Annotated in this window: 20 protein-coding genes; 12 read left to right on the forward strand and 8 right to left on the reverse strand. The window is 72.5% G+C overall.

Features of this window, described 5'->3' with window-relative positions; all coding sequences use genetic code 11:
• The first annotated feature begins 436 nt into the window (after positions 1 to 436).
• From ACI79V_RS18790 to ACI79V_RS18800, 3 genes are all read left to right on the forward strand, one after another.
• The gene (locus ACI79V_RS18790; protein WP_456891630.1) at positions 437 to 1,852 is read left to right on the forward strand and encodes a M20/M25/M40 family metallo-hydrolase; all 1,416 of its coding nucleotides are present in this window, start codon (positions 437 to 439) and stop codon (positions 1,850 to 1,852) included.
• A 68-nt stretch (positions 1,853 to 1,920) separates the two neighbouring features.
• Positions 1,921 to 3,174, forward strand: coding sequence for an ATP-grasp domain-containing protein (locus ACI79V_RS18795; protein ID WP_456891631.1), 1,254 nt, complete (start codon positions 1,921 to 1,923; stop codon positions 3,172 to 3,174).
• Between the two features lie 113 nt (positions 3,175 to 3,287).
• Complete coding sequence (locus tag ACI79V_RS18800) at positions 3,288 to 3,611, forward strand: hypothetical protein (protein ID WP_456891633.1); 324 nt, start codon at positions 3,288 to 3,290, stop codon at positions 3,609 to 3,611.
• Here the strand turns inward: ACI79V_RS18800 and ACI79V_RS18805 are convergent.
• Positions 3,595 to 4,047, reverse strand: a complete 453-nt coding sequence (locus ACI79V_RS18805) for a cupin domain-containing protein (protein ID WP_456891635.1) — start codon at positions 4,045 to 4,047, stop codon at positions 3,595 to 3,597. The genes ACI79V_RS18800 and ACI79V_RS18805 overlap by 17 nt on opposite strands.
• A 562-nt stretch (positions 4,048 to 4,609) precedes the next feature.
• On the opposite strand from ACI79V_RS18805, the gene ACI79V_RS18810 reads away from it, so the two are divergent.
• From ACI79V_RS18810 to ACI79V_RS18820, 3 genes are all read left to right on the forward strand, one after another.
• Entirely contained in the window at positions 4,610 to 5,365 is a 756-nt protein-coding gene (locus ACI79V_RS18810; protein ID WP_456891639.1) for an HpcH/HpaI aldolase family protein, read from the forward strand.
• Between the two features lie 319 nt (positions 5,366 to 5,684).
• Positions 5,685 to 5,867 carry a hypothetical protein gene (locus ACI79V_RS18815; protein WP_456891641.1) on the forward strand — a complete coding sequence of 61 codons (183 nt, stop codon included), beginning with the start codon at positions 5,685 to 5,687 and terminating at the stop codon, positions 5,865 to 5,867.
• Positions 5,868 to 6,185: 318 nt separating this feature from the next.
• Positions 6,186 to 6,608: a response regulator gene (locus ACI79V_RS18820; RefSeq protein ID WP_456891643.1), complete on the forward strand. Its 423-nt coding sequence runs from the start codon at positions 6,186 to 6,188 to the stop codon at positions 6,606 to 6,608.
• 484 nt (positions 6,609 to 7,092) lie between these two features.
• Here ACI79V_RS18820 and ACI79V_RS18825 read toward each other — a convergent pair whose 3' ends face one another.
• Positions 7,093 to 8,574, reverse strand: a complete 1,482-nt coding sequence (locus ACI79V_RS18825; protein ID WP_456891645.1) for a hypothetical protein — start codon at positions 8,572 to 8,574, stop codon at positions 7,093 to 7,095.
• A 102-nt stretch (positions 8,575 to 8,676) separates the two neighbouring features.
• Between ACI79V_RS18825 and ACI79V_RS18830 the strand changes: the two genes are divergently transcribed.
• Positions 8,677 to 9,402, forward strand: coding sequence for an esterase family protein (locus ACI79V_RS18830; RefSeq protein ID WP_456891647.1), 726 nt, complete (start codon positions 8,677 to 8,679; stop codon positions 9,400 to 9,402).
• An 8-nt stretch (positions 9,403 to 9,410) separates the two neighbouring features.
• On the opposite strand, the gene ACI79V_RS18835 is transcribed toward ACI79V_RS18830, so the two are convergent.
• Positions 9,411 to 10,622 (reverse strand): ATP-grasp domain-containing protein, encoded by a 1,212-nt coding sequence (locus ACI79V_RS18835; RefSeq protein ID WP_456891649.1) that lies wholly within the window; start codon positions 10,620 to 10,622, stop codon positions 9,411 to 9,413.
• Between the two features lie 31 nt (positions 10,623 to 10,653).
• Positions 10,654 to 11,880 carry a hypothetical protein gene (locus ACI79V_RS18840; RefSeq protein ID WP_456891652.1) on the reverse strand — a complete coding sequence of 409 codons (1,227 nt, stop codon included), beginning with the start codon at positions 11,878 to 11,880 and terminating at the stop codon, positions 10,654 to 10,656.
• 96 nt (positions 11,881 to 11,976) lie between these two features.
• Between ACI79V_RS18840 and ACI79V_RS18845 the strand changes: the two genes are divergently transcribed.
• From ACI79V_RS18845 to ACI79V_RS18855, 3 genes are read left to right on the forward strand one after another with little or no spacing between them, the layout of a single operon-like run.
• Positions 11,977 to 13,200 (forward strand): ATP-grasp domain-containing protein, encoded by a 1,224-nt coding sequence (locus ACI79V_RS18845; protein ID WP_456891654.1) that lies wholly within the window; start codon positions 11,977 to 11,979, stop codon positions 13,198 to 13,200.
• Positions 13,201 to 13,205: 5 nt separating this feature from the next.
• Positions 13,206 to 14,132: a hypothetical protein gene (locus tag ACI79V_RS18850; protein WP_456891656.1), complete on the forward strand. Its 927-nt coding sequence runs from the start codon at positions 13,206 to 13,208 to the stop codon at positions 14,130 to 14,132.
• Positions 14,129 to 15,298 (forward strand): alpha/beta hydrolase-fold protein, encoded by a 1,170-nt coding sequence (locus tag ACI79V_RS18855; protein WP_456891658.1) that lies wholly within the window; start codon positions 14,129 to 14,131, stop codon positions 15,296 to 15,298. The genes ACI79V_RS18850 and ACI79V_RS18855 overlap by 4 nt, the downstream gene beginning before the upstream one ends.
• A 198-nt stretch (positions 15,299 to 15,496) precedes the next feature.
• On the opposite strand, the gene ACI79V_RS18860 is transcribed toward ACI79V_RS18855, so the two are convergent.
• From ACI79V_RS18860 to ACI79V_RS18870, 3 genes are all read right to left on the reverse strand, one after another.
• Entirely contained in the window at positions 15,497 to 15,898 is a 402-nt protein-coding gene (locus ACI79V_RS18860) for a hypothetical protein (protein WP_456891660.1), read from the reverse strand.
• A gap of 543 nt (positions 15,899 to 16,441) precedes the next feature.
• Entirely contained in the window at positions 16,442 to 17,695 is a 1,254-nt protein-coding gene (locus tag ACI79V_RS18865; protein WP_456891662.1) for a hypothetical protein, read from the reverse strand.
• Positions 17,696 to 18,030: 335 nt separating this feature from the next.
• Entirely contained in the window at positions 18,031 to 20,241 is a 2,211-nt protein-coding gene (locus ACI79V_RS18870; RefSeq protein WP_456891664.1) for a hypothetical protein, read from the reverse strand.
• Positions 20,242 to 20,666: 425 nt separating this feature from the next.
• Here ACI79V_RS18870 and ACI79V_RS18875 point away from each other — a divergent pair, with 425 nt between their 5' ends.
• Positions 20,667 to 20,909, forward strand: a complete 243-nt coding sequence (locus ACI79V_RS18875; RefSeq protein WP_456891665.1) for a hypothetical protein — start codon at positions 20,667 to 20,669, stop codon at positions 20,907 to 20,909.
• Between the two features lie 521 nt (positions 20,910 to 21,430).
• Here the strand turns inward: ACI79V_RS18875 and ACI79V_RS18880 are convergent.
• Complete coding sequence (locus ACI79V_RS18880) at positions 21,431 to 22,411, reverse strand: DMT family transporter (protein WP_456891668.1); 981 nt, start codon at positions 22,409 to 22,411, stop codon at positions 21,431 to 21,433.
• A gap of 72 nt (positions 22,412 to 22,483) precedes the next feature.
• Here ACI79V_RS18880 and ACI79V_RS18885 point away from each other — a divergent pair, with 72 nt between their 5' ends.
• Entirely contained in the window at positions 22,484 to 23,413 is a 930-nt protein-coding gene (locus ACI79V_RS18885; RefSeq protein ID WP_456891670.1) for a LysR family transcriptional regulator, read from the forward strand.
• Positions 23,414 to 23,486: the final 73 nt, after the last annotated feature.

Below are 23,486 nucleotides of genomic sequence, written 5' to 3' on the forward strand. Positions count from 1 at the left end.
CCGGCCCGCCGGAGTCCCACAGGCCCCCGGGGGGACCGGGCCCGGCGGGCCCCCCCCCCCGGCCCCACCTCGATGTCGCCGCGGACCCGGCTGGTCTCCTGCCCGGGGCGGTGGCGGCGCCGGGCGAGGGCGTTCAGGACCCGGACCTGCCGCCGGTAACCCGCTGAGGTGCTGGGTGTCAGGCGGCCGAGCAGCCGGCCCACCCTCTGCAGGCCGGGGTCCATCTCGTACCGCGATCGGCTCATCGTCAGCTCCCTCCTCGGTGCCGGCCGCCGGGGCGGCCACTCCTCGATCCGGTGGCGTCGCTCGGGGGCCCGGCCGGGCCGCGGACATCCTGCCTGCACCGCCCGGCGCCGACGTCGCCCTGGAGCGCGTGTCGCCCGTGTGCGGTGGACGGCAGCGGGACGTCCTCGCCGGCGGGCTACGGTCGGGGGTCGTGACCAGCCCCGAGCGCCAGTTCGTGACCGCGCACCTCGACGACCTGCGGGCCGATCTCGACGCCTGGGTGCGGATCCCGTCGATCTCCGCCGATCCCGCGCACGCCTCCGACGTCGCCCGCAGCGCCGGGTGGCTGGCCGAGGCGCTGCGCCGGGTCGGCTTCCCGACGGTCGAGATCTGGCCGACGCCCGGCGCGCCCGCGGTCTTCGCCGAGTGGCCGTCGGACGACCCCGGCGCCCCGGTCGCGCTCGTGTACGGACACCACGACGTGCAGCCGGTGGACCCGCTGGAGCTGTGGGTCCACCCGCCGTTCGAGCCGACGGTCGTCGAGGGCCCGCAGGGCCCAGAGCTGCACGCCCGCGGTGCGAGCGACGACAAGGGCAACGTCGCCATGCACCTGCTCGGCGTGCGCGCCCACCTCGCCGCGAGCGGCCGGGACACCCCGGCCGTGACCCTGAAGCTGCTCGTGGAGGGCGAGGAGGAGTCCGGGTCGCCGCACCTCGCCGCACTGCTGCAGGAGCGGCGGGACCGGCTCGACTGCGACGTCGTCGTCGTCAGCGACACCGGCATGGCCGCTCCCGACGTCCCCGGCGCGGTCGTCTCGCTGCGCGGGCTGGCCGGTGCGGAGATCACGCTGCGCGGCCCCGAGGTGGACCTGCACTCGGGGTCGTTCGGGGGCGCGGTCCCCAACCCGCTGCACGCCATGGCCGAGATGCTGGCGGGCCTGCACGACGAGCAGGGCCGGGTCACGCTGCCCGGCTTCTACGACCGGGTGCGCCCGCTCGGCGACCGCGAGCGCGAGCTGATGACCCGGCTGCCCTTCGACGAGGAGGCCTGGCTGGCCGGGCCGGCGGCGGGCTCCGCGGCGGGCGGCGAGGCCGGGTTCAGCACCCTGGAGCGGATCGGCGCCCGGCCCACCGCCGAGGTCAACGGCATGTGGGGCGGCTACACCGGCCCCGGCCACAAGACGATCGTCCCGGCCGAGGCGCACGCGAAGATCAGCTTCCGGCTGGTGGCCGACCAGGCACCGGCGGACGTCGCCGACCAGGTCCGCGCCTGGGTCGACCAGCGGCTGCCGGCGGGGATCACCGCCGACGTGCGGGCCGAGAAGGCCGGCGTCGCCCCGTGCGCCAGCGACCTCGACTCCCCGCACATGGGCGCCCTGCGGCGGGCCATCGCCCGGGCCTGGGACGGCGATCCCGACGAGGTGCTCTACCTGCGCGAGGGCGGCAGCGGACCGGAGGCCGCTCTGGTCGAGAGGCTCGGTGCTCCGCTGCTGTTCCTGGGCGCGATGCTGCCCACCGACCGGATCCACTCACCGAACGAGCGGGTGCTGCTGCCCATGCTGTACCGCGGGGCCGAGGCGGCCGCGCACCTCTGGCGCGAACTCGCAGTGATCCCCGGCCGGTCATAGGCTGCGTCCGCGTCCGCCCTGGTCACCGGAGCGACGCGGGAGGCCCTGCCACCGCTGGAGGAGCGTCGATGTCCGACCACCGGCACCTCATCGGCCTGCTGCTCGGGACCGAGGAGGACTGGCCCACCGCCTTCGAGTCGATCGTGCGCCGCCTCGGCACCGTGCACGACGGCACCGGTGCCGCCCACGAGTACGACGTCGAGCGGATCACGGTCGAGCCGTTCGACCTGTGTGCCAAGCCCCGTTACGACCTGGTCATCGACCGCCTGGCCTACTGGTACTACCACCCCCGTGAGTGGCTGAAGAAGGCCGCCCTCATGGACGACGTCTACCTGCTCAACAGCCCCTTCACCTTCCAGAGCATGGAGAAGCACGCGGCGTACTGCGCCATGCTGCGGCTGGGGCTGCGGGTTCCCGACACGGTGCTCATCCCGTACAAGAACCCGCCGGACCACGCCAAGTACGCCTACACGGCGGAGAAGTACAACCGGCCCTTCGACCTGACGGCGATCGCCGAGCGGATGGGCTACCCGTTGTTCATGAAGCCCTACGACGGGGGCGCCTGGGTCGGCGTCACGATGATCCGCAACGCCGAGGAGCTGCAGCGGGCGTACGACGCCTCCGGTCAGCGGCTGATGCACCTGCAGAAGGCCGTCGCCGGGTACGACGTCTTCGCGCGGAGCCTGTCCATCGGCCCCGAGACCATGGTCATGAAGTTCGACCCCGACCAGCCGATGCACGGCCGGTACTCGGTCGCCCACGGTTTCCTGGACGCCGCCACCGGCGAGGAGACGGTCACCATCGGCCGGCTGGTCAACGCCTTCTTCCGCTGGGAGTTCAACTCCTGCGAGACCCTGATCAGGGACGGCGTCGTCCACCCCATCGACTACGCCAACGCCTGCCCGGACATCGCGCTGACCAGCCTGCACTACTACTTCCCGTGGGCGCTGAAGGCGCTGGTCCGGTGGTCGGTGTACTGCACCGCCACCGGTCGCCGGCCGCGGTACGACCTCGACACCCGCCGGTACTTCGACATCGCCGACCGCGAGGACCTGGGCTACGGGGAGAAGCTCAAGGCCTACCGCGGCCTGGCCGACGAGTACTTCCAGGTCGAGGCCTACTCCGACTTCTGCGCCAGCCGGCTCGCCCACCTCGACGAGGTCGTGCTCGACTGGGTGCGCAGCCCCGACTTCGACCGGCTCCTCGTCGACACCGTGCGCTCCACGTTCCCGCCGCACGAGCACGACCACTTCATCGCGCACTACCGGGGGCTGCTCGGCATGTGGATGCGCGACGAGGAGAGCCGGCTCGGTCGCGTCTAGGGCCTGGCCTGCGGATCGTGTGCGCCGCTGCCGGTGTCCCGGATCGGCCCGCCACGGGACGGGTCCGCTCGGCTCACGGACGACGATCGCCACAGCCTCCGGAGGTGGGCACCATGGGCGACCTCGATGGTGCCGAGCGGCAGCGGCCGGCGCTCCTCGCCCTGTCCGACCGGCCGCAGGCAGCCGACGCCGGAGTCGACTCGGTGATCGTCTCCACCGAGCGGGTGGCAGTGGACCTGTTCGTCGACGGCGACTACGAGTACGTCGTCCTCTTCTGGGAGAACGAGCCCGGACAGTGGGAGAGGCTGGGTCCTCCAGGGGCCACGTCGACCGGGCCCACGTGCACGCCCAGGCCTGAGCCACCTGCCCGGCGAGCCGGCCGGCGTCCTCCAGCGGCGGCACACGGGACGGGCGGGATGGTCAGGGCAGCCAGGTGATCCCGTACTCCCGGGACGCCCGCGCGTAGGCCTCGTCCATCGGCCCACCGGTCTGCGTCGCCTCGGCCAGGATCCGGAAGAACCCCTCCAAGCCCCCGGGCGTCAGGATGCAGACGAGTCGCCCGAAGCCCGGCACGAGCCGCCGGTGGGCGTGCGGGATCCCCCTGGGGAGGAACACGAGGCCGCCCGGCCCTGCCTGGAACTCCCGCCCGCCACAGACGAAGACGTGGTCGCCCTCGACCACGTAGTACATCTCGTCCTCGCGAGAGTGCACGTGGGTCGGGGTGTCGAGCAGCGGAGTCGCTTCCTCCAGGACGGTGCAGGAGCCGCCAGTCGCGTCTGCTGCCGCTCGCAGGATCAGGGTGGTCCCACTGAAGCTGAACCGTTCACCACCGTCGCGGGGGACGGCGAACGGCGACACTGACGACGGTGTCACGGCGGCACGTTACGCCTCGCTGACCCGTCCCGGGAGCCTTCCGTGCCCAGGCGCCCGGCCCTCGTCGTGAGCGGGTAGCAGACCGCGAGCATCCCGGTCCGATGCCATCACCTCGCGCGTGGGGCCGTGCTCGACGGGATGACCAGAGGACAGCTCCAGCTCCCGGACCCGAGATGACAGCCGCGACGAGGACCTTCGTGTCGCCTGGCCAGTCCGTGAGGAAGGCCACGAGCAGCCCGACAGCCACGGCCCAACCGATCATCGGCACGCCAGTAAGCACTGCCCAGGTGGTCCGGCTGGTCACGCCGAGAGATCGGCCCGTCTCCACCGAGACATCCACTGAGCGGGGTCGGGACCGCGGCTGCTTGCTCGACGCTGGCATGCCGGCGGACGCCGGCGCGGGCTCCAGCCGGCCGACGAATGGATCGGAAACGCGAAGCGCCTGCGGTCCCGCGGAGCTGTGGGAGGTGATGGACGCTGCGACGGAGGTTCTGGGACCGTGGGCCCGTCACGACGGGCCGTCCGTGCTCCCTGGCGGGCGGATGCGTGTGCGGGAGGGGTCATGCCGGGCGTCCGAGAGCGCCTGCAGGGCGAGGTCCCTCTGGCGGCGTTCATCAACATCGTCCCGTCCGCCGTCGTCACGCAGGCCCTGGCCGCGGCCGGCGCCGACGTCGTCATGATCGACCAGGAGCACGGCCCGATCGGACCCGAGAGCCTGCACGCCATGATCGCGAGCACCGCAGGGACCGGGTGCTCCCCGTGGGTCCGGGTGCCCGGCTGTGACGCGGCCGCCGTGAAGACCGCTCTGGATGCCGGCGCGGAGGGGATCGTCTTCCCGCTCGTCACCACCGCCGAGTCGGCCGCCGAGTGTGTGGCCCTCACCAGGTACCCGCCCGAGGGGCGGCGGGGATGGGGACCGTTCGTGGCCCACGCGCGGTGGGGCGTCGGCCTGTTCGAGTACCTCGGCCGGCGCGGCGGCGAGACGGTCTGCACGCTGCTGATCGAGACCCTCAGCGCCGTCGAGAACATCGAGGAGATCTGCCGGGTCGATGGCATCGACTGCCTGACCATCGCGCCGTTCGACCTCTCCACCGAGATGGGCGTCTCGGGACGCCTCGACGCACCGGAGCTGGTCGAGGCGATCACCCACGTGGAGCAAGTGGCCGCCGAGGCCGGCATCCCGCTCGGCGGCGCGGCGCTGACGCCCGAGCAGACGCAGGCGCTCCTCGGAAGGGGATACCGCCTGCTCTGGCACGGCTTCGACGTGCTCGCGCTCGAGCAGTTCGTCCGCAGGACGGCGGAGTGGCGGGCCGTCTGACGGCACTTGCGCCGTGAGCGCCCGCACCGGCCGGCTGCCGCACACCGCAGCCACAGGACCCGGGATGACGCCTTCTCGATCGTCGGTTCAGTGCTGGCCCTCGCCTGTGTCGTGTATCTGTACTGGGTGGTCCTCCACAGGCCGTGGCGCTGACTCGACGTTGGTTTGTCAGGCTGCTGCCCTCGCAGCCGAGTCCGCCAGTCGCTCGGATGTCCCCATGCGGCCCTCTTCGGGACACGTGTAGGTGAATCGCTGCGCAACGCCCGCCGTCCCCGTGATCCACTCGCCTCGCTGTCGAGGGAGGGATGGATCGGTCCGCGTGCGCGTCATCGGCGTCCTGTGCATCGTCGCCGGACTCGTCCTGCTGTTCGGCCTGGGGTCTGTCGGCAAGAGCGAGAGGTCCGCCCCCGTCTGGACGGGCTACAACGAGGGTCAGGCCCTGTTTGCCGGCGCTGTTGCCATCGTCGCGGGTGTCGTGCTCCTGGTGAGCGGCGGGCAGTAGCCACCTCGAGGACGTCGCGGCGCAGGGAGCGACGTGGGCGTCGGCCCCTTCGACGTCGCCGTCGGCACGTTCCGCCGGGCCCGTGACGGTTGCCAGCGCGCCTCGTTCCCCGGACGTCCAGCCGCCTCCAGCGTCCCGAAGTCGCGCCCTTCGAGCGATCCGGCCCTGTCCCTGTGCAGCCCACTGAGGGATACGCATCGCCGGGGGTGTCGTCCGGCGCGCTGTGGCCGCCGCTGTCTCGCGGTGCCGATACTGGAGGTGTCCGACCTGCCAGGCGAGCGGATCTCGGCAGGTACTCGTGCCGAGAGGAGTGCGTGGGTGACCGGAGACCGCAGTGGCAGCGGTGCCCCCGCCGAGATCCGCGTGCTCGTCGTCGATGACCATCCACACGTGCGCAGGGCTCTGGCGGAAGCCCTGTCCGACGAGGACGACCTCACCGTCGTCGGCGAGTGCGAGGACGGGTCACAGGTCGTGGAGGCCGCTGAGAGGCTCTGCCCCGACGTCGTGTTCATGGACCTGTCCATGCCGGTGATGGGCGGGTTCGCAGCGACGGAGGCGCTGCGTGCCGCCCGATCCCCGACCCGGGTCATCGTGTTGACTGGTGAAGGCTCCGAGGCGCGCTCCCAGGCCGGGGTAGCCGGTGCTCGCGCCGTGGTGCCGAAGGGCACTCGTCTCGGTCCGCTGCTCCACTGCCTGCGCACGGTGGCCGCCGACGGCACGGGCTGTCCCTACTGCCTCTGATTCCATCAGGCACTCTCTCGGCCTTGGCGTCGAGGGCCTCGGATTCTCGGTGACGGGGGCAGCGGCACGCGGCAACCAGAGGTGTGCCACGCCCCGGCTCCTGCCGCTGTCCCTGGAGCCGCCCTCTGGGCTGGCCTGGCGGTGTCCTCGAGCGGCTCACTCGGGTACAGCCCCGCTGGCGGCGATCACCTCGCGGCAGGCTGAACGGCAACGCGAGTGCACTGGCGACGACACCGGCGGGGGCGAGGCCGATCGCTGACCGGAGGTCGTCCAGCCACCACACCGGGACCAGGACGAGCAGCCCCGGCACGAGGGCGTACGGCAACCGACTGCGCACGTCACGCAGGGAGGACCCCTGTCGCTGCCCAACGGCAGACGCCATCTGCAGCAACGATCCTGCCGGGCTGACACTGCGCCGGTCAGCCGGTGTCCCATCGGCCGCCTCCAGGGACGTGGGCGGCGCACCAGATCCGCGGGACAGGCCCTAGTCGAGCGGCCAGTCCGCGACCGGCTCGTTGGCGTGCATGAGCTCGCTGTAGCGGCGCAGCATCTCCCGCAGCGCGTCACGGCGGTCCAGCGGCTGCCGCTGCTCGTCGATCCGGTGGAACACCTCCGCCTGCCACTCCGCGCCGTTGCGGTAGGCGGTGCAGCGGCGTTCGATCGCGCCCAGGAGCCGGTCGCTGACCGAGGTGTCGACGTCCCACTCGGCCAGGCCCTGCTGGGCCATGGGCAGCAGCCGGCGCAGCACCAGCTCGGTCACCGGCACCGTGCCGAGGCCGGGCCAGTACAGCTGGGCGTTGATGCCGTTGCGGGCGCCTTCGTCGAAGTTCTCCTCGGCGGTGGCGAAGGACATCTGCGACCACACCGGCCGGTCCTGCGCCGCCAGGGTGCGCAGCAGCCCGTAGTAGAAGGCGCCGTTGGCGAACACGTCGACGATGGTCGGCCCGGCGGGCAGCACCCGGTTCTCGACCCGCAGGTGCGGCCGGCCCCGGTGGACGTCGTAGACGGGACGGTTCCAGCGGTAGACGGTCCCGTTGTGCATCCGCAGCTCGGCCAGCTGCGGGGTGTCGCCGCGGTCGAGGACGGCGAGCGGGTCCTCCTCGTCGCAGACCGGCAGCAGCGCGGGGAAGTAGCGGACGTTCTCCTCGAAGTGGTCGAACACGGAGGTGATGAAGCGCTCGCCGAACCAGACCCGGGGCCGGACGCCCTGCTCCTTGAGCTCCAGTGGGCGGGTGTCGGTGGCCTGCTCGAAGAGCGCGATCCGGGTCTCCCGCCACAGCTCCTTGCCGAACAGGAACGGCGAGTTGGCACCGAGCGCCACCTGGACGCCGGCGATGCACTGCGCGGCGTTCCAGTGGGCCGCGTAGTCCTGGGGGCTGACCTGCAGGTGGAACTGGGTGCTGGTGCAGGCGGCCTCCGGCGCGATCGTGTCGGCGTGCACGTCCAGCCGCTCGGGCCCGGAGATGGCGATGTGCAGGTCCTCGCCCCGCGCGGCGAAGATCTGCTCGTTGATCAGCGCGTAGCGCGGGTGCGCGGTGATCGCCTCGCCGGTGACGTGCTCGGGCCCGAGGGTCGGCAGCGTGCCGATCATGACGATGTGCGCCCCGATGGCGCGGGCGCGCTCCTCGGCGGCGTTGAGGCTGGCCCGCAGCTCAGTCTCGAGCTCCGCGGCGGCCGTGCCGGCCAGCGACGTCGGCCGCACGTTCATCTCGATGTTGAACTGGCCCATCTCGGCCTGGAAGACCTCGTCGGCGATCGCGGCGAGGACCTCCTCGTTGCGCATCGCCGGGTCCTGCCGGGCGTCGACCAGGTTGAACTCGATCTCCGTGCCGGTCAGCGGCCGCTCGAAGTCGAACTTCGACTCGTTGAGCATGCGGCCGAACACGTCCAGGCAGCGGCGCAGCTTCTCCCGGTAGCGCAGGCGGTCCGCGCGCGAGAACGTCCGGGCCTCGACCTCTTGCCCCACGATGGTCGCCTCCCATCGGTGCCGACGTGCGGCCAGGTTGGCACAGAACCCGGTGCGCTGCCGCGTTTGTCGCCGGTGGGGGGCCGTGCAAGGGTCACCGGCGTGAAGGTGACCGACCGCTGGCACTCCGAGCGGATGGACCAGCCGATCGGTCTGGCCCGGTGGGGCCACTACGGAACCCCCGTCCTGGTCTTCCCGACGGCGGGCGGCGACGCCGAGGAGATCGAGCGCAACGGCGTGGTCGGCGCCTGCTGGCCGCTGATCGAGAGCGGCCGGGTCAAGCTCTACTCCTGCGACAGCGTGCCCGGGCAGGCCATGGTGGCGAAGGCGGGTCCGCCGGAGTACCGGATGTGGCTGTTCAACCAGTTCCACCACGCGATCCGGCACGAGGTCGTCCCGGCCATCCGCACCGACATGGGCGGGGACGAGACGCCGGTCGTCGTCACCGGCGCCTCGATCGGGGCGTTCAACTCCCTCGCCGTCCTGTGCCGGTTCCCCGACGTGTTCCGCGCCGCCGTGGGCATGAGCGGCACGTACCGGATCCAGAAGTTCCTCGACCACCGGTCCTCGCCGGACCTCTTCTTCGCCTCGCCGCTGGACTTCCTCCCCGGGCTGGAGGGTGAGCAGCTCGACCTGCTGCGCACCCGGTTCGCGGTCATCGCCACCGGCCAGGGAGCGTGGGAGGACGTCGGCGCGTCCTGGGACGCCGGCGACGTGCTCGGCAGCAAGGGCGTGCCGAACCGGGTCGACGTCTGGGGCCCGGAGTGGCCGCACGACTGGGAGACCTGGCGGCGGATGCTGCCGCAGTACCTCGACGAGCTCTGCTGAGGGCCCTGCTACGAGGCGTACAGCTGGAAGTCGCGGGCGAAGGCCTCGGTCATCTCGATGACCTGCTGCAGCTCCGGGTGCCGGACGACGACCATGCCGTCGCCGGTGACCGTCGAGCGCCAGTCCCGGCGCGGTGCCCCCACCGGGAGCAGGTCGACCAGCGCCACGTGGTCGCCGTACCGGCCCAGCAGCGCGTCGAGGCCCTCCGAGTGCGTGATCCGCCCGGAGCCGCGGGCGCGCTTGAAGACGGCGCCGGCGTTGTACCGGCGCTCCAGGGGCTGCATGGACCCGTGGACGACGGCCTGCGCCCAGCCGACGTAGGTGTCGCCGTCGGTGGCGTAGTTCATGACGTCGACCACGCGGGCACCGGGCGGGCGGGCCCCGATCTCGCCGAACACCGCCTCGCCGTCGTGCTTGAGGTACCACTCCATGTGCGTGAAGCCGGTGCGGAACCCGAGCGCCGCGAGCACGGCCTCGCCCATCCGCCGTCCGCCGGCGAGGTGCGGCACGGACAGGTCGCGCAGCGAGATCGACACCGGGCTGACCCACTCGTGCATGCGCATCTGCAGCGGTCGCGGGCGGTACCAGAGGACGTGCTCGAACAGGATCCGGCCGTCGGCGCAGATGGTGTCGAAGGTGAACTCCTCGCCGTCGACGAACTCCTCGACGCTGACCTCGGGCACGTGCCGCAGCAGGGGCAGGACCTCGGTCAGCTCCTGCGGCGAGTCGACCCGGTAGGTGTCCGCCGAGCCGGCGCCCGCGATCGGCTTCACGATGAGCGGGTAGCCCACCTTCTCGGCGGCCGCCCACACCTCGGCGACGGTGCGCGCGCTGACGTGCCACGGCGTCCGGATGCCGGCGGCGTCGAGGACGCGCTTCATCCGCTCCTTGTCGCGGAAGGGCACGGTCTGCTCGACGGTCATGCCGGGCAGCCCGAAGGTCTCCCGGATGCGCGCGGCCAGGAGCATGTACGGCTCCCAGAGGCACTCCACCCGGTCGATCGCGACGTGCTGCGACAGCCCGCGCAGCGCGCCGAGCACCGCACCCTCGTCGGCGAGGTCCACGTGCTCGTAGTGGGCCAGCGACGAGCGGGCGGCCTCGGGCAGGGCGTCCGGCGGCTGGTCACCCACCCCGATGACCCGGGCGCCGACGTCGGCCAGCGCCCGGGTGAAGTACGCCATCTCCGCCGGGTAGCCGGGGGAGAGCATCACGACGTCCATCGCACCTCCGGGTCGTGTCAGGCCCCTCGTGTCAGGCCTCGGCCAGTTCCACGCGCACCCCGCTGACGATCCGGTGCAGCGCGTCCTCCACCACGGCGGTGTCGGGGTCGCGCACCATCGCGTACCCCTCACCCAGGTAGTCGCCGGCGGCGGGCTGCCCGGGCCGGGGGAGCCGCGCCTCCACCACGAGGTGCCCGATCTGCTCCTGGACGGCGTCGACACCGTGCACCGCGCGCACGCGGCCGCGCCCCATGCCGCGCAGGTAGGCCGTCCCGGCCGCGTACCGGCGCTCGGGCACGTCGAACCGGCCGAGGACCACCAGCTCCGCCCAGGCGCGGTAGAGGTCGACGTCGTGCGCGTAGCCGTGCATCGAGGTCAGCTGCGCCCCGGGGGGCCGGGCGGCCACCTCCGAGACCGCGACCGAGCCGTCGGGCCGGGCGAACCACTCCATGTGCGTCAGCCCGTCGGTGACGCCCAGCGCCGCCAGCGCCGCCGGCCCCCAGCGGTGGATGCCCTCGTACCGCGGGCCGCCGATGTCGCGGGGCAGCACGACCGTCCACTGGATCCACGGGGTGCGCAGGACCTCCAGCGGCGGCGGGCGGTAGTCCGCGATCGACGACCACACGGTCGAGCCGCCGAGGGTGACGCTGTCGAAGGTGTGCTCCTCGCCGGTGAGGAACTCCTCGAGCAGCGCGGGCGAGTCGCTGCCCAGCGGCACGGCGGCCAGCCAGCCCTGCAGCATGCCGCCGTCGTCGAGCCGGAACGTCGACTGCGCGCCGGCGCCGGCGGGTGGCTTGGCGACCAGCGGGAACCCGACCCCGTCGGCGAAGGCCAGCGCCTCGCCGGGGGAGCGCACGAGCGCGTGCCGCGCGCACGGGATGCCGGCCGCCTGGAGCGTCTCCTTCATCCGCGACTTGTCCCGCACGTTGAGGGCCGTCCGCACGTCCATGCCCTCGATGCCGAGGGACTCGCGCACCTGCGCCAGTGGCACCTGCAACTGCTCGAGGGCGCCGACCAGCTTCTCCACCCGGCCGATCTGCCCGGCCAGGCCGCTCACCGCCCACGCCAGCTGCCGCGGGTCGAGCGCGTCGTCGACCCGCCAGTGGCCGTCGAGCCGCTCGCGCAGCCGCGGCGGGATCCGCTCCACGGGCTCGCAGGTGACCAGCCCGAGCCGAACGCCGGGCAGCTCCGCGGCGACGGAGACGAACCGGGTCGTGGCCTCCATCAGGTACGGCGCGACGAAGGCGGCGACGACCATGGGCGGACGCTACCGAACGGACCCCCCGCCCCCCACCGCTCGCACGCTCGCGGCGGGACCCTGCGGGGGGCCGAGAGGCCTTCTAGAGTTCTCGGGATGAACGTGGTGTTCGTCGATCCGGCCTTCCCGTCGACGCAACGCCACTTCGTGCGCGCCCTGGCCGAGGTTGGGGCGTCGGTCTACGGCGTCGGCGACCGCCCGGGGGAGTGGCTGGACGACGAGCTGCGGTCGTGGATGGTGCACTACCACCAGGTCCCGGACGTCACCGACGTCGGCGTGATGACCGACGCCGTCCGGTGGATCCAGGACCGGGTCTGGGTCGACCGGCTCGAGGCCACCATCGAGTCGCACACGCTGGCCGCCGCGCGGGTGCGGGAGAACTGCACGATCCCCGGGACCTCGGTGCGGACGGCGTGGCTGTGCCGGGACAAGCCGTCGATGAAGGAGGTCCTCCGCGCGGCCGGCGTGCCGACGGCGGCGTCGACCGCGGCCTCCACCGCCGGCGAGGTGTGGTCGTTCGCGAGGGAGATCGGCTACCCGCTGGTCCTCAAGCCGCGGACGGGCGCGGGGGCCCTGGACACCACCCGGGTCGACGGCGACGGCGAGCTCGAGGCCGCGCTCGGCAGGTTCGGCGCGCAGCAGGTCGACTCGATCGCCGTCGAGGAGTTCGTCGAGGGGCACGAGGGCTTCTACGACACCGTCTCGGTCGACGGCGTCCCGGCGCTGGACTTCGTGTCGCACTACTTCCCGAACGTGCTCGAGGCGATGCGCACCCGCTGGATCTCGCCGCAGTTCGTCGCCACCAACCGGATCGACTCGGTGGCCGACTACCAGGAGCTGCGCGACCTGGGGCGGCGGGTCAACGAGGCGCTCGGCATCGGTACCAGCGCCACGCACATGGAGTGGTTCTTCGGTCCGAAGGGGCTGAGGTTCAGCGAGATCGGCTGCCGCCCGCCCGGCGTCGGTGCCTGGGACCTCTACTCGGCCGCCAACGACCTCGACGTCTACCGGCAGTGGGCCGACTCGATCGTGCACGGGCAGATCTGGGGGCAGCCGTCCCGGCAGTACTCGGCCGGCATCGTGGCCCTGCGGCCCGACCGGGACGGCACCATCTCCGGCTACTCGGGCGTCGACGAGATCCAGGCGCGCCACGGGCAGTGGGTGCTCGACGCGCACCTGCCGCCGCCGGGGACGCCGACCCAGCCGGAGACCGCCGGCTACATGGCCAACGCCTACGTGCGGATGCGGCACCCGGACTTCGACACGCTGCGCGGGATGCTCGACGACGTCGGGCGCACCGTGCACGTCCACGCGAACTGACGCCCGTGACCCCGTCGATCACGCTGCTCGGCCCGCAGCGGCGGCCGACCCTGGACCGGGTGCTGTCCTCCCTGGGGATCGCCGGCCCGGTGGCCGTCGTCAACGCCGGCTGGCAGGAGCGGGAGTCCGACGACGCCGAGATCCTCGCGCTGGCCGGTGGGCAGGCGAGGAACCTGCGGTTGTTCGCCCGCTGGATGGACGTGCTGCGGGCCGACCCGGAGTACGCCGAGGCCGAGCGCGCGCACCGGCTCGTGCTCGACGAGCTGCAGCAGCTCTACCTGGTCCGGTTGGACCACGCCCTGCAGGCCGTGTACGCGGTGGCCGGCCGCAGCGTCGGCCACCCGACCGTCCAGGCGACCGCGGTGGAGGACGCGCTCGCGGCGGTGCGGCTGCTCGACGCGACGCACGTGGCCCGGGTGCAGCAGCTGCACGACGACTTCTACGGCACGTGGCGGCTGGAGTCCCGGGGCGCGATCGCCGGGCACCGCGAGGAGGTGCGCGGCCTGCTGTCGGCGGCGGCCTGCCTGGTCGTCGCCGGCGGGCACGTCGGCGAGCTGGTGCGCGTCGTGCACCTGTTCCACCTGGCGCCGCACCTGCCCCCGCGGGTGGTCGCGTGGTCGGCGGGGGCGATGGCGCTGACCCCGCGGGTGGTGCTCTTCCACGACCGGGCGGCGCAGGGCGCGTCGCTCACCGAGGTCTTCGACGCGGGGATCGGCGTGATCCCCGGGCTGGTGCTGCTGCCGCACGCGCGCCGGCGGCTGCGGACCGAGGACCCCCTGCGCATGTCCGTGCTGGCCCGGCGGTTCGCGCCGTCCCGGTGCGTCGTCCTGGACGACGGCGTCCGGGTGGACCTCGGCCCGGGAGGTGCTCTGCCGTCCGATGCCCGGGTGGTCGACGAGGAGGGGCGCATCGTCGAGGGAGCCGCCGCGTGACCGCGGCCCGGCCGCGGACGGGGTCCGGCCGGCTGGCGATCAACCGGCTCAAGTCGGCGAAGCCGCTCGACGGCGACGCGGTGGACCGGTTCATCGCGCGCCACGAGATCCCGGTGGTCGAGGGGGACCGGTGCACGTTCCTGTGGCGCGGCGAGGCGGACGAGGCGTGGATCTGCCAGCGGATCGTCGGTCTGCCCGACCGGATCCCGATGCGCCGGCTGCGCGGCACCGACCTGTGGTACCTGGTGCTGGAGCTGCCGGAGGGCTCGCGCGTCGAGTACCAGGTCGAGATCCGGCGCGGCGACCACTACGACCGCTTCAACGACCCGCTCAACGAGAAGCGGTCGCACGGGCCGGTCGGCTCGTCGTCCCTGGCCTTCGGCGCCGGCTACGAGACGCCCGACTGGGTGCTCCCGGACCCCGACGCCCGTCAGGGCGAGCTGAAGGACCTCGTGCTGCGCAGCCGGGCGCTCGGCCGGGACGCGCACGTGACGCTCTACCTCCCGGCGCGGTTCCGGCCGACCACTCCGTACCCGCTGCTGGTGGTGCACGACGGCGGCGACTTCCTGCAGTACGCCTCGATGAAGACGGTGCTGGACAACCTGATCCACCGGCTGGACGTCGCGGAGACGGTCGTCGCCTTCACCCACCCGGGCGAGCGGCTGACCGAGTACGCGAACTCGCCGGCCCACTCGCGGTTCCTCACCCAGGAGCTGCTGCCGGAGCTGGAGTCCTCGCTGCCGCTGGTCGGGCAGCCGGCCGGGCGGTGCCTGCTCGGCTCGTCCTTCGGCGGGGTCGCCGCGCTGTCGGCCGCCTACCGGTCGCCGGACACGTACGGATCGCTGGTGCTCCTGTCGGGGTCGTTCGTGTTCACCGACATCGGCACGGACCACGGCGGCGGGCCGGTCTTCGACCCGGTCGTGAAGTTCGTGAACCGGTTCCGGACCAAGCCGCGGAGCGTCGCCGACCGGGTCTTCATGTCCTGCGGTGTCTACGAGCAGCTGATCGTGCCCAACCGGTCGATGGTGCACGTGTTCGAGAACGCGGGCATGCAGGTCCGCTACACCGAGGCCCGGGACGGGCACTCGTGGGAGAACTGGCGGGACCGGCTGCGCGACGCGCTGTCCTGGGTGTACCCGGGGCCGCAGAAGCTCTACTACGAGTGAGGGGGACCCGGATCCGCGGGAGGCGACCAGGGGCGGCGGCCGCCGCGAGACGCGACCACCGTCCCTGGTCTGCAGGGCGAGGAGCCAGGCTCTGGACGACGGAGCAGTCCAGCGCTGGGTCCCCCGAACGTCCGCTGTCCTCGACGTCGGTCAGCCAGGGATGGGCGTGCTGCTGAGGCGGTGCTGTCCGGAGCGGCCCTAGTCCCGTATGGACAGGGTGACCTGGTGGAACGTCGGCAACCATGCGGGGTCCACCTGAACTGGAGCGAAGAACACGAGGAGGACTGGAGCAGGTCCCTCCATCAGGTACAGGTGCAGGTGCAGCACCTCGCCCGGGGTCAGTCGCAGACTCCCGTCGAAGGTGTTGACGGCGCGGCCGGCCATCTCGATCTGGTCACCGGGTGGGGAGATCGTGCTGGAGGGCAGAGACGCCTGGATCTGCTCCCGCTGCTCCAGGGGCTCGCGCGCGTTCAGCAGAGGCGTCTCGGCGACGTACAGGCCGACCACCGACTCGGGCTCCCGTTGAGCCATGCTGGCCGCCTGTTGCCGTGCGTTCGGCTCCCCGAGGAAGATCCCGGACCAGTCGACCGGTGCCAGCACGGCCTGACCCTCGATCCCCGGCCGGCGCCATGGTTCCCAGTCGCGCGGAACGTCCGCGGAGTACCCGCCGACCCCCAGCTGCCGCGTGACCCGGTCGGACCCACGCTCCCACGGTCGCCACAGCACGAGGAGCACCACGGCCGCCGCCAGCACGACCGCCCCGAAGACGACCCGCAGTGGCCGACGGCGTCGCTGTCGGGCGGGTCCCACCGGCTCCCCCAACGACTGAGAGGAGGCGGACGGCGTGCCACCCCGAGCAGCGTCCGCACCAGGTGAACTCGAGGCCCCCTGGTGGAGAGCTCTGTTCTGCGCGAGCGGATGTACCTCCGCGGACGGATCCTCGTCTTCGCTCACGGCCGCGGCCACCTCCACGACCAGTCACCGCATGACGCCTGCTGCTGGTCCGCCGATCCCGGCTCCCCGCTGACCGACACCACGACGGGCGAGCCGGGGTGGTGTCGCCGGGTCCCCGTCCTCGGCAGCGGAGCGACGTCCGTGTCCAGCCACAGGAGCGGGGATTCCCGGTCCTGGACCGAGGGTGGTTCACCGGTCAGCATCTCGCGGGCCGGCGGACGAGCTGTCCGCCGTGGGCGCTGCCCCATCCGTGGGGTCGGCCCTCCCGACGACATGGTGATCGGGGTCGCCGGAGCCGTGGCCGATCTCCGAGGAAGCCGCGGGCCTGTCGTGCGAGCCGGCAGGGCGGCGACGTCGTCCGATGAGCAGCCCCGTGGCCAGTGCCCCCAGCACGAGCAGCGCCACCACCCCCCACATCCACCATGCGATACCCCTGTCGTCCGGCGCGGCGTTGCCGGCAGCGTCCTCCTGGGCGGCGGCGCGGTCCTGAGCGACCGTCAGGTAATCGCGGGCGAGCGCTGAATCGAAGTAGGTCGTCGCCGTCCGCAGCCGCTCGGCAGCGATCGCGTACTCCCCCCGGTTGAGCTGTGCGAGCCCGTCCGCGAACGCGATGTCGAAACCGGATCGCGCGGGCGTGATGCCGGCACCGACCAGCGCGGACTGGATGCTGGCGGCCCCGACCGCGGAGACGACGAAGGACGGGTCGCAGTCGGCCACGGCGAGCACACCGCCAGTGGCCCGGTCGATGACGGGTCCACCGTTCAGCCCACCGGCCAGCGAACTCGTCAGTGTCGGGCCCCCCGTCAGTCTGCTGCCGTCCAGCCGCACGGGTTCGTCTGCGGGCCGCAGGCGGCGCGTGGACGGAGCTGACTGCGACACCTCCCACTCCAGTCCGGCGACCATCGCATCGTCGACGGGTTCCGGGGTCGGAGACAGACTGGCGGTCGGCAGGCCTCCTGCACCGATGCGTAGGAGCGCCACGTCAGTCGGGCCTGAGGGCTCGTTGACGAGCGTGGCCGGCACGGGCTCCTGCTCACCCGCGCTGAGCAACACGACCTCATAGCGTTCGTTGGGGACGACGATGCAGTGCTCGACCCGTCGGTAGCAGTGCTGGAGATGCTCGTCGATCGCGGGATCCGTCGCGTGTGTGGGATCGGTCGTGTCGTTCCCGTCCACCAGTTGCGCGCCGATCTGCTCCACGAAGAGGCGATTGGCCGCCGGAACGGTCACCGCGTCCAGGTCCTCCCGGAGCAACCTGTACAGCGTCGCGATGACACCGTCCCCAGTCACGAGCACCCCGGTCGCCGTGGCTTGGTGCACCTCGTAGGTCCCCTGGTGGATGACCACGTCGCCGGTGGAGTGGTTGACATGGGCGATGGTCACGTCCGCGATCACGTTGATGCGGACGAGCGCGGCCCGCGCACCCGCCAGCTCGGTGTCCACCGAGGCGGGCTCGTCACCGGCCGGAGCAGCCTGAGCCGTCGGTACCAGGGCGACGCACACGAGGAGGACCAGGGCGGGGAGGCCGAGGCGGCGGATGAGCGTGGCTGACGATCGCCGACCCCCAGGGGTCGTTGCCGGTCGGAGCGGCCACCGTGTCCGGTGAGCGCAGGTTCGGAAGGGGCGGATCCGGAGCCCCAGCGAGCACCGGAGCCGCACGTGTCGGTACCACGCATCTACAGCGTGTCGGTTCGCTCTGCACCGAGCCCGGGCGTCGTGCGGCCTCGTCCCGTGGCGGCCGGGCAGTGTGCCGTCCGCCCCCGGACGGTGTCCCGCTCTCAACGGCATGTCACGAGCCACTCGTCGACCACCCCCTCGGCGCGTTGGTAGGCCTGCACGGCCTCCGTCCCGCGCTGGACCCAGGCATCGGTCGCCTCGGCCTCCCGCAGCGCACGACCGACGTCCTGGGCGTACCGCAGTGCATCGATCTTGGCGGCGGCGGCCTGAGGGCACGAGGCCGCAGGGGTGTCCTCCGGTGCCTCCAGCTCACTGCAGGCCAAGAGATCGCTGTTCGCCATATCGACGTACGCGTCGAGGACATCGGCTGACTCGACACCCTGCTCGAGCGTCGGCGCTCCACCCGACCCGTCGGGAGAGTCTCCACGCAGCTCGGCGACACGCCGGTCGAAGGCGCGCTGGATGTGGGTCGCGTAGAAGTCCGTGAGCGTCTTCGCGTCCTGCAGCGCTGGCTCGCACTGCTGGAAGACATGGCTGGGAAGGGGGTGGAAATCCGCCGAGGGGGGCATCGTGGTCGCAGCCGCCGCTGCCTCGGCCTCGGTCGTCAGTGACACCACGTCCAGCGACCCGGTCTGGACGAGCCCGTAGAAGTCTGCCAAGTCCTCCCCGTACTCGGCCTTCTCCTGGTACAGGCCCTCGTAGGAGTTCGCCACGCGGCCCTCCTCGTCGGCGAGGGAGTACCACGCCCCGGGGCACACGGCGGTCGGGTCCCGTCGGATCTCGGCGTCCTCGGCCTTGCCCTCCAACGTGCCGGCAGGACTGATGCACGTGGCCATCCCGGACTGCTCGACCTCCGTGAGGGGCAGCCTCTCCGCGGGGTCGTACAGCCGCATGCTGAGCACCTGCACCGTGTTGACGACGTGGGAGCCCCAGACGAGTCGATGGAGGGTGCTCAGGTCCTCGATCGGCCACTCGACCACGGTGTAGCGGTGGGGATAGGGGCGCGGCGACCTCGCCTGCTCGACGGTCACCGGCACAGGCGCCTCGTCCGAACTGCTCGGCATGGTGAGTTCCTCGTAGTACGAGTCCCGGCGTCCGATGTCCACCTCGACGGTGCTGTCAGGTCCGTTGGTGGAGCCATCAGCCCTGTCGTCCTGCGACCCGTCGCGGCGGACGGCGTCCTCGGCCTCCTTGTAGTCCCGGTACTCCTCGTTGCTCATGAGCGCGTGCGGCACCATCTCCGGCCCGTGGCTCGGGACCCGCTCGAGGACCAGTCGCGATCCCTGGGCGACGGCCAACCGTGCCGACAGTTGCAACTCCTCCAGGCCGGGGGACTCGCTCGATGCCTCGTGCTCCGGGACGTGGACCACCAGGTTGTGCTGGAACGCCTCCTCGGGCTCCAGCCAGGATCCGTCGACGACGATGTGTCCGAGCTGGAGGGTCCGGAACGCGCTCGGCTGGCTGGTGCGGGAGATGGGGTAGACGTCCTGGGCCCTCGGGTCCCCGGCGCTGAACTGTCCGTACTGGTAGATGTGGGGCAGGTCGCACTCCGGATCGGTCACGGGCGCGAGTTCCTCGAGGAAGCAGGCCACCTGTTGCCGCTCTCGGTCGACGTCGTTGATGCCGTCGATCTGGTCACGGAGGTCATGGGTGACCGCCGTGACCTCGTAGAGGGAGCTGACGATCAGCACCTTGGTGGAGCTGACGTTCTTCACGGTGATCGTGCCCTCGAACATGTGCCCATCCGACGGCTCGCCTGCGTTCTCCCCCGCCGTTGCCGGGGCCGGCCTCAGCTCGGTGGTGACGGTCAGGGCCGCCGCGATCGTGCCCGGCTGGTACTGGTGGGTGTACCACCACTGCACGCCGCCGAAAAGCACCGTGATGGACAGCCCTCCGGTGAGCAGCCGTCCACCGATTACTCCCCAGGCCAGCTGCCCGGCGGCGTCCGCCCTGGTGCTCCACCAGCCGAGGACGGCCGCCCCCACCGACACCACCACGATGGCGGCCCACGGCACCCACGACGGGAACGGCGGCAGGCGACGGGGCGAGAGACCAGGCGCCCGGTACTGCATGAGGAGCAGGTAGCCGCCGACGAACACCCCGGCGACGCCTGCGGCCACGGCCGCGACCCGACCCCGCTTCCGCCGCCAGCCCTCCCGAGCGAGGACCGAACTGCCCGCGAGCAGCACCAGCCCGGCCACCGTGTACGCGAGCCCGATCAGCTTGTACTGGAAGTCTGCGGCCGACAGGAAGTCCAGCACGCCCACCCAGGAGGCGAACACGCCGACCGCTCCGAAGAGGACGGCGGCCACGCCGGCCACGGTGGGCCTCCGAGGGAGGGTCAAGGCCATGGAGCATCACCACTCGGCGGCATCAGATCAACCACCCGGGTCCTATCTGTGCAACCCGGCGAGACTAGCTCTGCGCCCGTCACGCCGGCGTCACCGTCTCGTCACCGCGAGCCCCGCGGTCGTCCAGCAGCACTCGAGGTGGTCGGTTGGCCGATGGCGCGGCCTCGGGACACCTCGAGGGCCTTCTCGGGTCGAGAGTCGACAGCGCAGGCGGTGCCCGGGCAAGCACCGCCACGTGCTGGACCCCTGTCGCTGCTGCTCCGCGCCTACCCGGCGGCTCGCGGGCGGGGGGACCAGTACCGGGTGCGGGACACAGCGGTGGTGCTGAGCAACCTCGACGGCAGTCACCGGCACCCGAACGGTTCTCCCGGCGCTCCACCGCGCAGGTGCCCCGGGCCCGCGAGGCGCTGGGGGAGGACGAGTTGCCGGTGATCCGGCTGCACGACCTGCGCCACACCCACGCCACGCTGCTGCCGGCCGACGGCGTCCCGGTGGAGGTCGTCTGCCATCGCGTGGGGCCCGCGAGCGCCACCGTCACGCTCACCGTCTACCGGCACGTGCACCACGGCACGGGCCGCGAGGCCGCCGACCGCTTCGCCGCCTGCTGGCGGGCTGAGACGAGGCGATGAGCATCGAACAGGCACCACGAGGGCCCCGGAGGCCCGAACGTGGAGCGCCCCGGGGTCCTGACCTGCCCGAACACCGGGGTGGTGCTGTGTCCGAGGGGGACGTGAACTCCTGGCCCAGGCTGAGCATCTGGATGCCTCGTGGTGCCCTGACCTGGGCTCTCGGGATACGGCCGGCCGTCGACGACCTCCGAGATGCACCGAGATGCACCGAGGTACGCCGCCACCAGCATCACGTCGAGCATCACGAGTCGGGTGACGGCAGGAGGGGGGACTCGGGCGGGACCACCTCGCCCGAGGGAGATGCCATCCCACGGGGCACGGACGGGCGACGCGGACCGGACGGTTCGTGCCGCTGTGTCGCGCTGACCACCGGTCGGCGACGCCGGCGTCGTGGCCTTCGGCCACGGCGTCGCCCGCGGTCACTCCGAGAAGGGCCAGCAGAGGCAGGCAGGGGACGAGGACCCACCGTCCCAGGCGGACAGCTGGCAGCTCGCCGTTCTCGATCGCGCGGGCAACGAGTGTCAGTCCCCGGCTCGTCGGCCCGCCCCACCGCTGATCGCCGGGGTCGTTGCGGGGTGCGTGCGGTCGTCGGCCGGTGCCGCCTGACCGGATCGGCTCCGCAGCTGGACGGCAGCCACGGAGGCCAGCACCAGCAGGCCGCCGGCGAGCTGGACCGGGGTGAGGAGCTCGCCGAGCGCGAGCGCGGCCAGCACCGTGGTGACCACGGGCTCGAACGTCGAGAGGATCGACGCGACGGACGGGCCGGTCCTGCGCAGGCCGGCGAAGAACGCGAGCATCGCCACGACAGTGGACACCACGGCGATGCAGGCGACCCACAGCCATCCGGCCGGTCCGAAGCCGAGGCTGATGCCGCCGTCCACTGCGGCGCGGACGGCGAGCGTGACCGCGGCCCCGGTCATCACCAGTGCCGAGAGCACCACCGGAGGCGTCCGGTGCACCGCGGTGTCGGCGACGAGGATGTAGACGGTGTAGGTGAGCGCGGCGCCGAAGGCCAGGGCGACTCCGAGCGGGTCGAACCGCAGCGCACCGGCGCCCAGGAGGACCAGCAGCGTTCCCACCGACGCGACGAGCACGGCGACTCCTCGTACCGGCGTCAGCCGGTCCCGCCCGAGGGCCGCGGCGGCGAGGGTGACCAGCGCCGGGTAGGTGTAGAGCACCAGTGCCACGAGCGACGCGTCGATCCGCTCGAGGGCGGAGAAGTACAGGGTGGCCTGGGTGGCGTACCCGACCGCACCCAGCCCGAGTCCGGTCAGCACGACGCGCCGGGCGAGCCCGCCCGGCTCCGGCCGCTGCGCGGTGACGGGACGGCCGGACCGCAGCTCCGGCCGCAGCCCCAGGACCAGCCCCAGCAGGAGGGCGGCGATCGTGAAACGGAGCAGCAGCAGCGCATCGGGTGCGACCCCGGAGGCGTAGGCGAGTTTGCCGAACACGCCCATGGCCCCGAAGCACGCCGCGGACAACAGGCACAGTGCAGGACCCACGCCACCAGCGTCGACGTCTGCTCCGGTGAGGTCCAGTGACCGTTCGTGGAGCCGACTCGTTAGCATGTCTGCATGGTCGACCTGGACCTGCGCCGGCTCCGGGTGTTGCGGGAGCTGGAGGAGCGCGGCACCCTCGCTGCCGTCGCGGCCGCGCTGGGCTACACGCCGTCCGCGGTGTCGCAGCAACTCGCCGTCCTGGAGAAGCAGGCCGGGGTGCGGCTCCTGGAGAAGGCCGGGCGCGGCGTGCGGCTCACCGACGCGGGTCGGCTGCTCGCCCAGCACGCCGGGGTCCTGCTCGCCGCGGCCGAGGCCGCCCGGGCGGACCTGGCGTCGCTCACCGGGGAGGTCCGGGGAACGGTGCGGGCCGGCGGCCTGCAGTCGGCGACCCGCCGCCTGTTGATCCCGGCCGTGACGCACCTGCAGGTCGCGCACCCCTCGGTCCGGGTCGACATCTCCGAGCTCGAACTCGAGCCGGCGATGCCGGAGTTGCGGCTGGGCACTCTCGACCTGGTGGTCAGTGACGAGTACGACGGCCACCCCCGGCCGCGGCCGGCCGGACTCCGGTTCGAGCTGCTGCACCAGGAGCCGCTGAAGCTGGTGCTGCCGGCCGCGCACCCGGCCGCCCGGCACGGCGGGCCGGTCGCGGTGGCCGCTCTGCGCGAGGAGGTCTGGGTCGCTGCCGCCGCCGGCACCGGCCACCACGCCCTGGTCGTGGGCACATGCCGTTCCCTGGGCGGCTACGACCCCGACCTGCGGCACCGGTCCAACGACGCCGACGTCCAACTCGAACTCGTGCGCGCCGCGGGAGCCGTCGCGCTCATGCCGCCCCTCACCCTCCCGCCGGCGGATCCGACCCTGGCTGTCCGTGACGTCGCTGAAGCCGCCATCGGCCGCCGGTTGGTGATCCTCACCCGGGACCAGCCCACGGCTCCCGCGCTCGGTGCCGTCCTGGCCGCCGTCCGAGCACAAGCCGCGCGGCTCGCTGCCGGGTCCGGAGCGTGAGTGCCCGGGAGCGGCCGGCCGGACGCGATGCCGAGGTCCTCGTCGAGGTCGTGGTGGAGCCGGGACACCCGCG

It is taken from the genome of Geodermatophilus sp. SYSU D00700 (assembly GCF_054050255.1).